Annotated in this window: 15 protein-coding genes; 12 read left to right on the plus strand and 3 right to left on the minus strand. The window is 59.9% G+C overall.

The window, feature by feature from the left end:
- The first annotated feature begins 125 nt into the window (after positions 1-125).
- Both AX760_RS07090 and AX760_RS07095 read left to right on the plus strand, forming a co-directional pair.
- Positions 126-1,217: a YjgN family protein gene (locus AX760_RS07090; RefSeq protein ID WP_071832341.1), complete on the plus strand. Its 1,092-nt coding sequence runs from the start codon at positions 126-128 to the stop codon at positions 1,215-1,217.
- Positions 1,207-2,277, plus strand: coding sequence for a M48 family metallopeptidase (locus tag AX760_RS07095; protein ID WP_071832293.1), 1,071 nt, complete (start codon positions 1,207-1,209; stop codon positions 2,275-2,277). Before AX760_RS07090 ends, AX760_RS07095 begins: the two co-directional genes overlap by 11 nt.
- An 88-nt stretch (positions 2,278-2,365) precedes the next feature.
- Here the strand turns inward: AX760_RS07095 and AX760_RS07100 are convergent, their stop codons facing one another.
- On the minus strand, positions 2,366-3,397 hold the full coding sequence (locus AX760_RS07100) for a Fe(3+) ABC transporter substrate-binding protein (RefSeq protein WP_425348823.1): 1,032 nt from the start codon (positions 3,395-3,397) through the stop codon (positions 2,366-2,368).
- 195 nt (positions 3,398-3,592) lie between these two features.
- Between AX760_RS07100 and rirA the strand changes: the two genes are divergently transcribed.
- Complete coding sequence (rirA, locus tag AX760_RS07105; RefSeq protein ID WP_071832295.1) at positions 3,593-4,066, plus strand: iron-responsive transcriptional regulator RirA; 474 nt, start codon at positions 3,593-3,595, stop codon at positions 4,064-4,066.
- A gap of 56 nt (positions 4,067-4,122) precedes the next feature.
- Here the strand turns inward: rirA and AX760_RS07110 are convergent, their stop codons facing one another.
- Positions 4,123-4,512, minus strand: coding sequence for a response regulator (locus tag AX760_RS07110; protein ID WP_071832296.1), 390 nt, complete (start codon positions 4,510-4,512; stop codon positions 4,123-4,125).
- Positions 4,513-4,685: 173 nt separating this feature from the next.
- On the minus strand, positions 4,686-5,300 hold the full coding sequence (locus AX760_RS07115) for a helix-turn-helix transcriptional regulator (protein ID WP_175552032.1): 615 nt from the start codon (positions 5,298-5,300) through the stop codon (positions 4,686-4,688).
- 592 nt (positions 5,301-5,892) lie between these two features.
- Between AX760_RS07115 and AX760_RS07120 the strand changes: the two genes are divergently transcribed.
- The 9 genes from AX760_RS07120 to AX760_RS07160 all read left to right on the plus strand — a co-directional run bounded on the left by AX760_RS07120 (position 5,893) and on the right by AX760_RS07160 (position 14,299).
- Positions 5,893-7,488 (plus strand): ABC transporter substrate-binding protein, encoded by a 1,596-nt coding sequence (locus AX760_RS07120; protein ID WP_071832298.1) that lies wholly within the window; start codon positions 5,893-5,895, stop codon positions 7,486-7,488.
- Between the two features lie 148 nt (positions 7,489-7,636).
- The gene (locus AX760_RS07125) at positions 7,637-8,641 is read left to right on the plus strand and encodes an ABC transporter permease subunit (protein WP_071832299.1); all 1,005 of its coding nucleotides are present in this window, start codon (positions 7,637-7,639) and stop codon (positions 8,639-8,641) included.
- Between the two features lie 9 nt (positions 8,642-8,650).
- A complete protein-coding gene (locus AX760_RS07130) occupies positions 8,651-9,559 on the plus strand; it encodes an ABC transporter permease subunit (protein WP_071832300.1) in 909 nt (302 codons plus the stop codon).
- On the plus strand, positions 9,559-10,413 hold the full coding sequence (locus AX760_RS07135) for an ABC transporter ATP-binding protein (protein ID WP_083531108.1): 855 nt from the start codon (positions 9,559-9,561) through the stop codon (positions 10,411-10,413). The genes AX760_RS07130 and AX760_RS07135 overlap by 1 nt, the downstream gene beginning before the upstream one ends.
- The gene (locus AX760_RS07140) at positions 10,410-11,237 is read left to right on the plus strand and encodes a dipeptide ABC transporter ATP-binding protein (RefSeq protein WP_071832301.1); all 828 of its coding nucleotides are present in this window, start codon (positions 10,410-10,412) and stop codon (positions 11,235-11,237) included. The genes AX760_RS07135 and AX760_RS07140 overlap by 4 nt, the downstream gene beginning before the upstream one ends.
- Positions 11,238-11,379: 142 nt before the next feature.
- On the plus strand, positions 11,380-11,664 hold the full coding sequence (locus tag AX760_RS07145; RefSeq protein WP_071832302.1) for a PepSY domain-containing protein: 285 nt from the start codon (positions 11,380-11,382) through the stop codon (positions 11,662-11,664).
- A complete protein-coding gene (locus tag AX760_RS07150) occupies positions 11,661-12,230 on the plus strand; it encodes a cytochrome b/b6 domain-containing protein (protein ID WP_071832303.1) in 570 nt (189 codons plus the stop codon). The genes AX760_RS07145 and AX760_RS07150 overlap by 4 nt, the downstream gene beginning before the upstream one ends.
- 24 nt (positions 12,231-12,254) lie before the next feature.
- Positions 12,255-12,929: a response regulator transcription factor gene (locus AX760_RS07155; protein ID WP_071832304.1), complete on the plus strand. Its 675-nt coding sequence runs from the start codon at positions 12,255-12,257 to the stop codon at positions 12,927-12,929.
- Entirely contained in the window at positions 12,926-14,299 is a 1,374-nt protein-coding gene (locus AX760_RS07160) for a sensor histidine kinase (RefSeq protein WP_071832305.1), read from the plus strand. Before AX760_RS07155 ends, AX760_RS07160 begins: the two co-directional genes overlap by 4 nt.
- Position 14,300: the final 1 nt, after the last annotated feature.

Consider the following 14,300-nt stretch of genomic DNA (forward strand, 5'->3'; position numbering starts at 1 on the left):
GGGAAAACCGTCATCCCGCTTGACCTTGCCCGCAGCGGGACTAAAACTTTTTCAACGAACGGCAGAATATCGGGGGATATTCGGCCGTTTCCTGTTTGCCTATCGTCAGCATCATGGGGGACATCATGGCCTTAACGGACACCGCAACGCTGCCTGCAGCATCCGAAGACTGGCATCGCCTGTCGTTCACCGGCAGCGGCCGGGAATATTTCGGCATCTGGATCGTCAATATCCTTTTGACCATCGTGACCGTTGGCATCTATTCCGCCTGGGCCAAGGTGCGGCGCAACCGCTATTTCTATGGCAATTCGGTGCTGCTCGGGCGCGGCTTCGAATACCACGCCAAGGGCAAGCAGATCTTCATCGGCCGCCTCATCGTGTTTGCCTATCTGGTCATCTACAACGTGCTTCTGACCGTCGTACCGCTTGTCGGCATCGCGCTTGCGGTGCTGATCCTGTTCTTCATACCCTGGCTGGTCATGCGCGGTCTGCGGTTCAATGCCCGCGTCACGAGCTACCGCAATGTCCGTTTCAATTTTGTCGGCGGTGTCGGCGGTGCGTTCCTGGCCTTTCTTGTCGGCCCGGTTCTGGCCGCGCTGACGCTCGGCATTCTGGCGCCGCTCGCCAGCCGCTGGATGTATCGCTATATCGGCAACAACATGCGCTATGGCACCAAGGCGTTCACCACCGATCCGGGGCTTGGCGCAATCTACAAGAACTGGCTGCTGTCGGCGCTGATCATCCTGCTGGGCCTGCTGATCATCGGTTTCCTTGTGTTCCTCAATATGTCGCTGATTTTCTCGCTCATCGACAAACCGCAATCCCTGCCGCCGGAACTGCAGGCAGCCATGGTCACCATGGGCGTGATCGGTTATCTCGTCATCCTGGTTTCCTTCGGCATTGCGGCGCTTGTCTATCGTGCCGGCGTGCGCAACGTTGCCTGGTCATCCACGCTGTTCGATGGTCGCCATCCGTTGAAAAGCGACCTGCCGCGCTTCGGTTATGCCTGGGTGGCGGTCAGCAACCTGATCGTCACGCTGCTGACCCTGGGTCTGATGCGGCCCTGGGCTGCGGTCCGCTTGGCGCGGTATGTCAACACGCATACGGCGGTGCGCTTCTCCGGCAATGTCGGTGAGGTTTTCGCGGTTTCCGAACAGGACGGGTCGGCCGTCGGCGCCGAATTCATGGCCTATGAAGGCTTCGATTTTGGCTTCTGACAACAGGACGATCGCCGAGGGCGAGTGGCATCCGGCCCATTCCAGCCTGTCGGTGGTTGCGCGTCTCGTCGAAGACGCCGGCGCTCTTGTTGTCGAGCGGGTGCCGGGTGGGGACCGGCTCGCCACGGGCGAACTGGCTTCGGTCGAGGTTTCGCCGCGGGTCGGCTCGATCCCGCGGCGGGTGAATTTCGCCGATGGCTCGCTGTTCGAAACGACCGACAATGATGCGATCGATCGATGGCTGCTGCGGAGCGGTCGCCGCAGCACAAGCCTGGTTCACAGGCTGGAACGCTTTCATCCGCGGCTGGTCGTCCTCGTCGTCGCGACGTTCCTGCTCGGCAGCCTCGTCTACCGTTACGCGCTACCGGTGCTGGTCGAGGTGGCCGTCGCAGTCACGCCACCGGTGGTGCCCAAGATCATGTCCGTCAGCACGATGGAGACCATGGACCGGACCATGCTCAGCCCGTCGCAGCTTAATGCGGGCAAACAGCGCGAGATTTCGGAGGATTTTGCAAGGATTGCCGCGTTGTCGCCGCGCGGCACGGCTGGCTACAGCCTGAATTTTCGGGCAGGGGGCGCGGTTGGGCCGAATGCTTTTGCATTGCCGGACGGAACTCTGGTTCTGACCGACGAACTGGTTGAACTGGCCGCTGGCGACGATGAAATGATCATTGGCGTGCTGGCCCATGAGATCGGCCATGTCGAACTGGAGCACAGCCTGCGCCAGGTCTATCGCGCTGCCGGCATGGCGGGGTTGATCATGATGCTCGCCGGCGATGTCGGATCGGGCATCGAGGATCTTCTGGTTCAGGGCGGGGGCCTTCTGGCGCTGTCTCATTCGCGCACGGCGGAAGCCGCCGCCGATCGCCATTCGGTGGAACTGATGTCGAAAGCCGGCTTCGACGCGACGGCCATTGCCCGCTTCTTCGAACTGCTGGAACAGAAACTCGGGGACCGTTCGGACACCAGCATGCTGTCGACCCACCCGGGGACGCCCGAGCGCAAGAAGGCCATTCTGGACTATGCCGCTGAAGTGCAGGCAAAGCAGCAAGCCGACTGATCCTTCGGATAGCCTTCCCGCAAACACGAAAAAGGCAGCCGCTCGGAAGAGGGCTGCCTTTTCGAGAAACGGTCATGACCGCCGGTGGTTACATTTCCGCACCGTCATTGTAGCCCACCTTGTCGACCAGTTCAGAGGCCTTCTTGCGGTTGGCGGCGATATCGGCAAGCGGCAGCGGATCTGCCTTGATCGGACCAAAGGACTGGACGATCGCCGATGCTTCTTCACCCGGCTTGACGGGATATTCGAACACCTGCTCGGCATAGATCTTCTGGGCATCGCCTTCCGACAGGAATTCCATCAGCTTGAGGGCGTTGTCCTTGTTGGGGGCGTTCTTGGCCAGTGCCATGCCGGAAATGTTGACATGGGTGCCGCGGTCAGCAGCATTCGGGAACAGGACCTTGATGGCGCCGGCCCAATCCTTCTGTTCCGGCTCCTTCTCATTGGTCATCATCAGACCGACATAGTAGCTGTTGCCGAGCGCGATGTCGCATTCCCCGGCAAAGATCGCCTTTGCCTGATCGCGATCGCCGCCGTCAGGCTTGCGGGCGAGATTGTTCTTCAGACCGGCCAGCCATTTTTCGGCATCCGCTTCGCCGTGATGGGCGATCATCGATGCGATCAGGCCGACATTGTAGGAATGCTGTCCGTCACGCGTGCAGATCTTGCCCTTCCACTTGGGATCGGCGAGTTCCTCATAGGTAATCTCAGTCTGGGCAACGCGCTCCTTGGAAGCATAGACCACGCGGCCGCGCGTCGTCAGGCCGAACCAGTTGCCATCCGGATCGCGATACTGGGCCGGGATGTCCTTGTTGATGGTTTCGTCGTTGACGGGTTGCGTAACGCCGGCTTCCTTGGCTTCCGTCAGACGGCTGATGTCAACCGTGAGGATGAGGTCTGCCGGCGAATTGGCGCCCTCCGCCTGGATGCGCTCGACAAGGCCCTTGTCGAGGAAGAGCACGTTTGTGGCAATGCCGGTTTCCTTCGTGAAGGCGTCCAGAAGCGGCTGGATCAGGTCCGGCTGGCGGTAGGAATAGATGTTGACTTCACCCTCGGCACGGGCAGGCGCGCTGATAAGGGTTAGCGCTGTCGTTGCGGCCAGCGCCGAGAGTATCATCATCTTGAACGGCATGGTGTCCTCCTTGGCTCATTTAACTTAACTAATAATCTCACCTTTTGCCGAAGCGACACTGGACAGTCAAGCGCCAAGCTGATCAAGTTCACGTCAAAATGATTTTCTGCTTTTTTGGAATTGTTCCAAACTATGATCCGCCTTATATGAAGGTGAGTGCTTTCGAATCTCCCGGAGTAAGTGATGCGCCTGACGAAGCAAACGAATTACGCAGTCCGCATGCTCATGTACTGTGCTGCGAATGACGGACACCTCAGCCGTATTCCGGAAATCGCAAAAGCCTACGGCGTATCCGAACTGTTTCTGTTCAAGATCCTGCAGCCGCTCAACAAGGCCGGCCTGGTGGAAACCGTGCGTGGACGCAATGGCGGCGTGCGCCTGCCAAAGCCCGCATCCGAGATCAGCCTTTTCGATATCGTCAAGGTGACGGAAGACAACTTCGCCATGGCGGAGTGTTTCGAGGCCGGCGAAATCGATTGCCCGCTGGTCGACAGCTGCGGGCTGAATTCGGCGCTGCGCAAGGCGCTCAATGCCTTTTTCGAAGTGCTCCAGCAATATTCGATCGACGATCTCGTCAAGGCCCGTCCGCAGATCAACTTCCTGCTTGGTCTCGAAGAGACGCGACGTCCCGTCAGAACCGCCCAGACGGCTGCCTGAACTGACAGTCTTCGGATGACAGCCTTTGATGGCGGGATCTGGCTTGAAGACCTGTGTCAGCCCTTGGTGACATACTCTCTGAGGATGAACTCGATGGCCGTCGGGTCGAGTTCCGACTTGTCGAGGCGGAAATCGGCGCCGTATTCCTCGAACTTCTGAAAATACGGATCAGCAAGTGACGAAGAGATCACGCCGATCGGCCCGATGAACCCCTGCTTGCGCATGGCCGGTACTGTCTCGCGGAAGTCCGCCTGCGGCTGCAGCCGGTTGTCCATCAGCACCATGTGGACGGCATTGCCGCCGAGCAGGAATGCGAGCGCTTCGTCGATTGTTTCGCGATAGTGCAGTTCGATCGTGGCGCTCGTCACTTTCTTCATCAAGGCCCGCAGGATGACGTTCTCCGCCGGGTCATCATCAACGAGCAATATGTGAATTGTCTGGGTCATGGTGATCTTGACGGTTTCTCGAGAAGTGGCGGAACAAGGGGCGGCTGAAAAAGGCATGCACAGGTTATGCTAGGTCTCGAAGACCGGGATGATGCCCGATCCCGACGAAATTTCCGGCGTCATTGAGGCCAAGGCGCGCTTGGCCGCATCTGCAACAGCCGTCATTCCCGTCTTTACTGTATGATCTGCTCCCGGATCGCCTTGGCCACCATCTGTGTCCGGTTGACGACATCGAGTTTCTTCAGGATCGTTGCGGTATGGGAATTGATGGTATGCTCCGACACGGAGACGATCAGGGCAATTTCGCTTGCCGTTTTCCCGTGCGAGATCCAGCGCAGGATTTCCGTCTCCCGCGGCGTCAGACCCAGTCCGGCTTTATTGGAAAGCACCAGTCGGTAGAAATAGTCAAAGGCGGCGATCGCATCGTAACAAAGCTCGAAATGTTCCTGCCGCTCGATATCGTCGCCATCCCCCAGAAACAGAACGGCATAACGCGCCCCGTTGATGCCGTTGACCGGCACGCAGAGCAGAAGCTCGAAGCCCAGTTGTGCGAGAAGATTGCTGCCATTGCCCAGATGCAGGTCGTCTGCCCTCCACACGGAGGAAATGCCAGAGGCGTGCAGGCTCTTGTAAACGACCGAATCACCGAATCGATGCCGCTTGTCGTATTCCTCGGCGAGACCCGACGGGAGGTCGTGCAGCGTCAGCCGGTTGGACAGCATGCAGGCGTCGTTTTCATTCCCCAGCTGCAGGATGCCGAAATGATCAAACCCGAAACGGAGCGACATGTTGTGGAATATGCGGAAGAAATCGACACGATTGAGAGCTTTCTCCAAATCGCTGCAGATGTCATATCGCCGATGGTTCTTCAAAAGAGTTGCCACAGGGCGGCCGTCCCCACCTAATCTCCGCAACATCAGTTTAGCGTGTGAATCGCCATAAGCAACTGATTCGGGAAATCAAAATCGGGATGCGCGGTGTTTTGGCCGGGGCTGCCTTGGCAGACATGTCCGATCGCGAGAGGGAGGACTGCCTCGTCTGCTCTCAGTATCCCCGCCTGGTCACTGACAGCAGGACAGTCCTCCCAACCCGCCGGATGTCTATCGCATCCTTACCCATTCCACGCTATCCGTTCAATTTGCGATTGACTTTTTCCGTGGGCGGAAAACCGATTCGGGCGTTGATCTCCGATTGTTTACCGTAAAAGCCGTGGATAGCCTGCGACTCGTCGAATTCGGAAGAATTTTCCAATTGGACAAATTTTTGAAGACGGTTATTGCAATACCGGGTTAAATGTCGTTCCATCCTGCCTTGACGGGAAGCGAAAGCATCCCGCATCAAAAAATTATGAGAACAATAACAAAACTGGGAAGCAAGCTCATGAAAAAGCTCACAACTCTCCTTGCGGCCACCGCGATTGCCACGTTGATGGCCGGGTCCGCATGGTCCAAGACTTTCGTTTACTGCTCGGAAGCGTCGCCGGAGGGCTTCGATCCTGGCCTCTATACGGGCGGCCAGACGTTCGACGCCGCAGCCCATACCGTTTACAATCGGCTGGTCGAATTCAAGCGCGGCACGACGGAAATCGAGCCGGCACTGGCGGAAAGCTGGGATATCTCCGCCGATGGCAAGGAATACACTTTCAAGCTTCGCCCGGGCGTAAAGTTCCAGACGACCGAATACTTCACACCGTCGCGTGAAATGAACGCTGACGACGTGATCTTCTCGTTTGAGCGTCAGTACAAGGAAGACAATGCCTGGAACAAGTATGTTCCCGGTGCCTCATGGGAATACTTCTCCGGCATGGGTCTGCCTGATGTCATCGAAAGCATTACAAAGGTCGATGATCTCACGGTCAAGATCACGCTGAAGCGCCCGGAAGCGCCGCTGCTGGCCAATCTCGGCATGCCGTTCATCTCGATCATGTCGAAGGAATATGCCGACAAGCTTCAGGCTGACGGCAAGATGGAACTGATGAACCAGCAGCCGCTGGGCACGGGTCCGTTCTCGTTCGTCGCCTACCAGACGGATGCGGCGATCCGCTACAAGGCCAATCCTGACTACTGGGGCGGCAAGCAGCCGATCGACGATCTCGTTTTCGCGATCACCACCGACGCCGCCATCCGCGCGCAGAAGCTGAAGGCCGGCGAATGCCACCTGATGTCCTATCCGAACGCTGCTGACGTCGAGGAACTGAAGAAGGATCCGAACCTGACGATCTCCGAGCAGGCCGGCCTGAACGTCGCCTATCTCGCCTACAACACGCTGGTTCCGCCGTTCGACAAGGTCGAGGTCCGCAAGGCCCTCAACATGGCCATCAACCGTCAGGCCATTGTGGATGCCGTCTTCCAGGGTGCGGCACAGGTTGCCAAGAACCCGATCCCGCCGACAATGTGGTCGTACAACGATGCTGTCGAGGACGACAAGTTCGATCCTGAAGCAGCCAAGAAGATGCTTGAAGATGCCGGCGTTGCCGGTCTCAAGATGAAGATCTGGGCCATGCCCGTCGCGCGTCCCTACATGCTGAACGCGCGCCGTGCCGCCGAACTGATGCAGGCGGACCTTGCAAAGATCGGCGTCGAAGTCGAGATCGTCTCCTATGAGTGGGCCGAATACCTGAAGCTCTCGTCTGCAAAGGACCGCGACGGTGCGGCCATGCTCGGCTGGACAGGCGACAATGGCGATCCGGACAACTTCCTTGATACTTTGCTCGGCTGCGATGCCGTCGGTGGTAACAACCGCGCGCAATGGTGCAACAAGGAGTTCGACGACCTCGTAACGAAGGCCAAGGAAACCTCCGACATTGCCGAGCGCACGAAGCTCTATGAACAGGCGCAGATCGTCTTCAAGAGAGAAGCCCCGTGGAACACCCTCGATCACTCGCTGGCCGTCGTGCCGATGAGCAATAAGGTTTCCGGCTTCGTCCAGTCCCCGCTCGGTGACTTCGCCTTCACAGGCGTGGATATCGCCGAGTAAAGACTTCATCGAGGCATGCCGCATTGCGGCTGCTGTGTCCGGCGGCTCGAAATCAGTTTCGGGCCGCCGGTTTTCGAGCATGATAGCGGACTATGCTGCAGCAGGTTCCCCAAGCCGTCATTCGCTCCTACCAACGGACTAAACGCTCATGTTGCGCTTTATTTTCGGACGGCTGGCCGTCCTCGTTCCCACCTTCATTGGTGTTTCCATCATCGCATTCTCCTTCATCCGCCTGCTGCCCGGGGATCCCGTGATGCTGTTGGCGGGCGAGCGCGTGATGTCGCCTGAACGCCACGCCCAGATCATGGCCGAGCTCGGTTTCGACCGGCCGATGTACATCCAGTACTTCGACTATCTGATCAATTTGCTGCAGGGTGATTTTGGCAGTTCGATCATCAGCAAACGGCCGGTGCTCGACGATTTCCTGACGCTGTTTCCGGCAACGGTCGAATTGTCGATCTGTGCCATCCTCCTGGCGGTCTGTCTGGGTATTCCGGCGGGTGTTTTGGCTGCGGTCAAGCGCGGCACCTGGATGGACCAGACGATCATGGGCACGGCGCTGATCGGCTATTCCATGCCGATCTTCTGGTGGGGTCTGTTGCTGATCATCTTCTTTTCCGGCTATCTCGGCTGGACGCCCGTTTCGGGACGCATCTCGTTCCTGTATTTCTTCCCGCCGGTCACCGGCTTCATGCTGATCGACAGCCTGTTGTCGGGGCAGCCTGGTGCCTTCAAGTCGGCGGTCACCTATCTGATCCTGCCGACGATCGTGCTTGCCACCATCCCGCTGGCGGTCATTGCCCGGCAGACACGCTCGGCCATGCTCGAAGTGCTCGGCGAAGACTATGTCCGCACGGCACGGTCCAAGGGTCTGTCGCCGTTCCGCGTGATTGGCGTGCATGCTTTGCGCAATGCGCTCATTCCGGTCATCACCACGATCGGCCTTCAGGTCGGCGTGTTGCTGGCCGGCGCCATCCTCACGGAAACGATCTTCTCCTGGCCCGGGATCGGCAAATGGATGGTCGATTCAGTGTTCAAGCGCGATTATGCCGTCGTGCAGGGTGGACTGATGCTGATCGCTGCCGTGATCATGGTCGTCAATCTCATTGTTGATGTGCTCTACGGCTTCATCAATCCCCGAATCCGGCATTAGGAGGCTCATATGGCTGTTGTCGATACAAACGCCGTCCCCCCGTCGGGCTTAGTACCTCCGTCCGGTCTGGCCGAGTTCTGGTTCTATTTCTCGCGCAACAAGGGCGCGGTGATCGGCCTTGCGGTTTTCACGATCATCCTTCTTCTGGCCGTGTTTGCGCCGATCGTCTCTCCGCATTCGCCGAGCATCCAGAACCGTGACGTCCTGCTCTTGCCGCCATCATGGTCGGAAGGCGGGCAGTTGACCTATCTGCTCGGGACCGACCCTGTTGGTCGCGATATCCTGACCCGGCTGATCTATGGTGCGCGCTTCTCGCTGTTCATCGGTCTCGTGGTCGTCACTCTCTCGGTGCTCGCGGGCGTTATGGTCGGCCTCGTCGCCGGCTATTTCCGCGGCCGCACCGATACGATCATCATGCGGGTGATGGATATCATCCTCGCCTTCCCGTCGCTGCTTTTGGCGCTGGTTCTCGTGGCCGTGCTCGGGCCGGGGCTCGTGAACGCGATGATCGCCATTTCGCTGGTCAACCTGCCGCATTTCGTGCGGCTGACCCGCGCTGCGGTCATGACCGAGCGGACCAAGGACTATGTCATCGCCTCCAAGGTGGCCGGGGCCGGCACGACGCGCATCATGTTCCTGACGATCCTGCCCAATTGCCTGGCGCCGCTGATCGTGCAGGCGACGCTGGCCTTCTCGGCCGCCATCCTCGATGCCGCAGCCCTCGGCTTCCTCGGCATGGGCGCCCAGCCGCCGACACCCGAATGGGGCACGATGCTCGCCGAAGCGCGCGAGTTCATCCAGCGCGCCTGGTGGGTCGTGACGTTTCCGGGGCTCGCCATCCTCATCACCGTTCTGGCAATCAACCTGATGGGCGACGGGCTGCGTGATGCACTCGACCCCAAACTGAAGAGGTCCTGATGGCCCTGCTTGAAATCGAAAATCTCGCTGTCGAATTCCAGACATCGACCGGTCCCTTCCGGGCCGTCGATGGCGTTTCGCTCAAGGTCGATGCCGGCGAAGTGCTGGCGATCGTCGGCGAGAGCGGCTCCGGCAAGTCCGTCTCCATGCTGGCGGCCATGGGCCTTCTGCCGTGGACGGCCAAGGTCACCGCCGACAAGCTGCTCTTCAACGACATCGATCTGCTCGGCCTTTCGGCGGCCGATCGGCGCAAGATCGTCGGCAAGGACATTGCCATGATCTTCCAGGAGCCGGTGGCGAGCCTCAATCCGTGTTTCACTGTCGGCTTCCAGATCGAGGAAGTGCTGCGCATCCATCTCGGACTGGACAAGGCTGCCAGCCGGGCGCGCGCCATCGAACTTTTCGACCTGGTCGGCATCCCCAATCCTGCAGACCGTCTCGGCCATTTCCCGCACCAGATGTCGGGTGGCCAGTGCCAGCGCGTGATGATCGCGATTGCGCTGTCGTGCAATCCGAAACTCTTGATTGCCGACGAGCCGACCACGGCGCTCGATGTGACGATCCAGAAGCAGATCCTCGATCTGCTGATGCGCCTGCAGGCCGAGCACGGCATGGGGCTGATCATGATCACCCACAATATGGGCGTCGTTGCCGAAACGGCCGACCGCGTCATCGTCCAGTACAAGGGCCGCAAGATCGAGGAGGCCGACGTGCTCTCGCTGTTCGAATCCCCGAAGAGCCCTTATACCCGGGCGCTTCTCGCCGCCCTTCCCGACAATGCGACGGGCGACCGCCTGCCGACGATTGCCGAATTCCTCAGTGACGACCAGATCTTTGCAGGAGCCGTCCGATGACTGCTGTTCTCGAAGCCAGAAACCTCGTCCGCGACTACTATATTCCCGGAAGCCTGATGAAGAAGGGCAAGACCGTGCATGCGGTCAAGGGCGTCAGCTTCTCCGTCGAGCAAGGCAAGACGCTGGCCATCGTCGGCGAAAGCGGCTGCGGAAAATCGACGCTCGCGCGAATCGTGACGATGATCGATCCGGCAACGTCTGGCGACATGCTGATCGACGGCCAGAAGGTCGATATTGCCAAGGAAAAGCTGACACCGGAGATGCGCCAGAAGGTGCAGATCGTCTTTCAGAACCCCTATGGCACGCTCAATCCGCGCAAGAAGATCGGCGATATCCTGACCGAGCCGCTGATCATCAACACCCGGATGAAGGCGGACGATCGCCGCGACAAGGCGATGGCCATGCTCAAGAAGGTCGGGCTCGAGGAGAAACATTATGCGCGTTATCCGCATATGTTTTCCGGCGGCCAGCGTCAGCGTATCGCCATTGCCCGGGCGCTGATGCTCAATCCCCGGCTTCTGGTGCTGGACGAGCCTGTCTCGGCCCTTGATCTTTCGGTGCAGGCGCAGGTTCTCAACCTCCTGGCCGATCTGCAGGACGAGTTCCAGCTGACCTACGTCTTCATCAGCCACGACCTGTCCGTTGTGCGCTACATCGCCGACGACGTCATGGTGATGTATTATGGCGAGGCCGTCGAATACGGCGCGCGCGAAGAGGTCTTCAGCAATCCGCAGCACAGCTACACGCAGACGCTGTTTGCCGCGACGCCGCGCGCCGACATCGACAGCATCAAGGCGCGGCTGGCCCGCAAGGCTGCCGCCTGACGCATTTTGGCGGCTGGGTTTGCCACCTGCCGCCAATTGCCTTGCCCCAGTCGTGCCCAGCTTTCGCAGCGGACGGCATTCTGACGGCAAGCCTACAGCATGGTTCCCTCACGCCAGATCGGCGAACAACAACGAGGTTCCCATGCAAAAGACAGCCATTTTCGCAGCACTCGGCCTGCTTGTTTTTTCCTCCGCAGCCTTTGCGGATGACGACAACGCATCCTGCACCAGCGCGCCGCACGCCGAATGGATGAGCACCGAGGCCATTTCCGCAAAGGCGGTCGCAGCCGGCTACAAGGACATCCGGCAGGTCAAGACCGAAGGCACTTGCTACGAGATCTATGCCATGACCACGAAGGGTGAACGCGCGGAAGTCATCATGAACCCCGTCAACGGCGATGTCGTCAGGGCGGAGATCGACAATTGACGGCCGATCGTCCTGCAAGCCGGGCGGGCGCATCAGCGCCCGCTGCACCGTCCGCAACCGTTGCCGTCTGGGATCCGGTGGTCCGGATCTTCCACTGGGGGGTGGTCGCGGCCTGCACGCTGAACCTGTTCATCCTGTCCCCGGGAAAGACGTGGCATCGTTACACTGGATATGCCGTCCTTTGCCTGCTTGTGCTGCGCGTTGTCTGGGGTTTCATTGGTTCCCGCTATGCCCGGTTTTCAGATTTTGTCCGCTCGCCATTGGTGATCCGGCGTTATATCGTCGATCTGCGCCATGGTCGCGACGTCCGGCATCTCGGCCACAATCCGGCAGCGGCCGTGATGATGGTGGTGCTGATGATCCTGCTTCTGGCGACAGCCATGAGCGGCTGGATGATGACGCTCGACGCGTTCTGGGGTAATGCCTTGATCGAGGAAGCGCACGAAGTGCTCGCCAACAGCATCATGGTGCTGGCCGGTCTTCACGCCCTGGCGGCGATAGTCGAAAGTGTGCGCCATCGGGAGAATCTGGTGCTCGCCATGGTCACCGGCAGGAAGAAGGCATGATCGCCGTCACATGTGGAAGAACTGATGCGTCTCTTGCTGGTTGAAGACAGTCCGCGCCTTGCCGAGCTTCTCGGTGAAACCGTGCGTGAAGCCGGTTGGCGGATGGATGCGGTGATGACCATCGCTGATGCGGAACTTGTGCTGGCGCTGCGCGAACACGATCTCGTGTTGCTCGATCTCGGCCTGCCGGATGGCAATGGCATTGACCTCTTGCGCCGCATCCGGCGCGACTACAAGGACCTGCCGGTGTTGATCATTTCGGCGCGCGGATCGATCGAGGAGCGGATCGAGGGCCTGGATGCCGGCGCCGACGATTATCTGGTCAAGCCCTTTCATCACAAGGAGTTTCTCGCCCGCTGCCGCGCCATGCTTCGGCGCGCGCCAACGGCCCTTCAACCTGTTCTGGAGGCGGGGCATCTGCGCTACGATCCCGCCACGGCGGAACTGAGCTGCAATGACGAGCCTCTGTCGCTGGCCCCGCGTGAGCGGGCCCTGATCGAACTTCTGCTGCGCGATGCCGGTCGTGTCGTTCTCAAGCGCAAGCTTGAGCAGGCCCTGTCGGAGTTCGGCGAGGAAGTCAGCCACAACGCCCTCGAGCTGGCCGTCTCGCGCCTGCGCAAGAAACTCGTTCCGTTCGAGACCGGCATTGATCTCGTGACAGTGCGCGGGGTCGGCTACATGGTCCAGGCGCTGTCATGAAATCCGCACAACCGTCTTCGCTGACCGGTCTGGTTTCAAGACGCATCGTCGCCTTCACGGTGCTGGCGATGGTCCTGCAGTTCGGCATCGTGCTGGCGGAGTACTGGTCGGACGACAGCGAACTCGGTCGCTTCATCATCGAGCATGAAACCGAAACCCTGGCGGATGGCATATCGGTCCGCGCCGGCACGCTGTCATTTTCCCTGTCCCATGAAATGCGCGAGCGCTACGGCAAGCCGACCGATGCTGAGGGCGGTGCCATCTATATGAGGGTGCGCACCGGAGCCGGGGCAATCCTGTTTTCCAGTTGCGAGGCGATCTGCGAGGCGCATTTCCTTCCGGTCGAGATCAACCCGCCGGCTTTCTGGCAGCGTCAGATTGCACCGGGCAAACCCTTGAGCGTGGCCGGAGGACGCGCGTTCACCGTGGATGGGCAGGAGGTGTTTGTTGAGCTTGCCGTGATCCGGGACCCGCACAGCTTCATCTACAATGTCCTGTTTCACGAGTTGCGCGATCACCTGGTCATTCCGATGCTCCTGATGTTCGGGCTTGTGGCGGGCGCCACCATGCTGTCGATCCGCGCGGCCCTGAAGCCGGTGGTGGAGGCGGCCGAAGCAGCGGACAGGATCGATCCGCGCAACGCGCTCGACCATCTGCCGACGCGCGGCATGCCGCGCGAGATCGCCAACTTCGCCAATGCCGTCAATCGCGTGCTCGAGCGGGTGGCCGATCTCATCCAGGCGCAGAAGATCTTCTCGACCGCGATTGCCCATGAAATCCGCACACCGGTTGCCATCGTCCGCATGGAACTCGAGCGAATTGACGGCGATCGTGCGCGCAAGGCGGAACGCGATCTCGATGCCTTGACCCATATGCTGGAGCAGTTGACCGCGCTCGCCAAGCTGGATGTCGTCGAAAGGGCTTCGTTCAGGACCGTATCGCTCGGTGACCTTGCAAATGCCAGTGTCGCGGCCCTTGCGCCCTTCGTTTTTGCCAATGGCCATTCGCTGGAGTTCGACGACGCGGCGGCATCGCCCGTCCATGCCGTGCCCTCGCTGATCGAAAACACCATCCGCAATCTCGTTGAAAATGCTGTCCGCCATACGCCGCAGGGCACGCATATCATCGTCAGGACTGGCCCCGGCCCGACCCTCGCTGTCATTGACGATGGCCCGGGCTTCGGTTCGGCGTCTGCACGGGTGCTCGAAGGCGGGCGGATCAAGAGTTCGGATGCGCTGGGCGTCGGCCTGAAGATTGTCGAGCGCATCGCCGGACTGCACCATGCCGCACTCAGCCTCGACAGCGAGGCGGGCAGGGGAACGCGGGTCCGTCTTGACTTTCCGGACACCGGCGCGCCGTCGACGGGATAGA

The sequence above is a fragment of the Pararhizobium antarcticum genome, assembly GCF_001885585.1.
Classification (GTDB): Bacteria; Pseudomonadota; Alphaproteobacteria; order Rhizobiales; family Rhizobiaceae; genus Pararhizobium; species Pararhizobium antarcticum.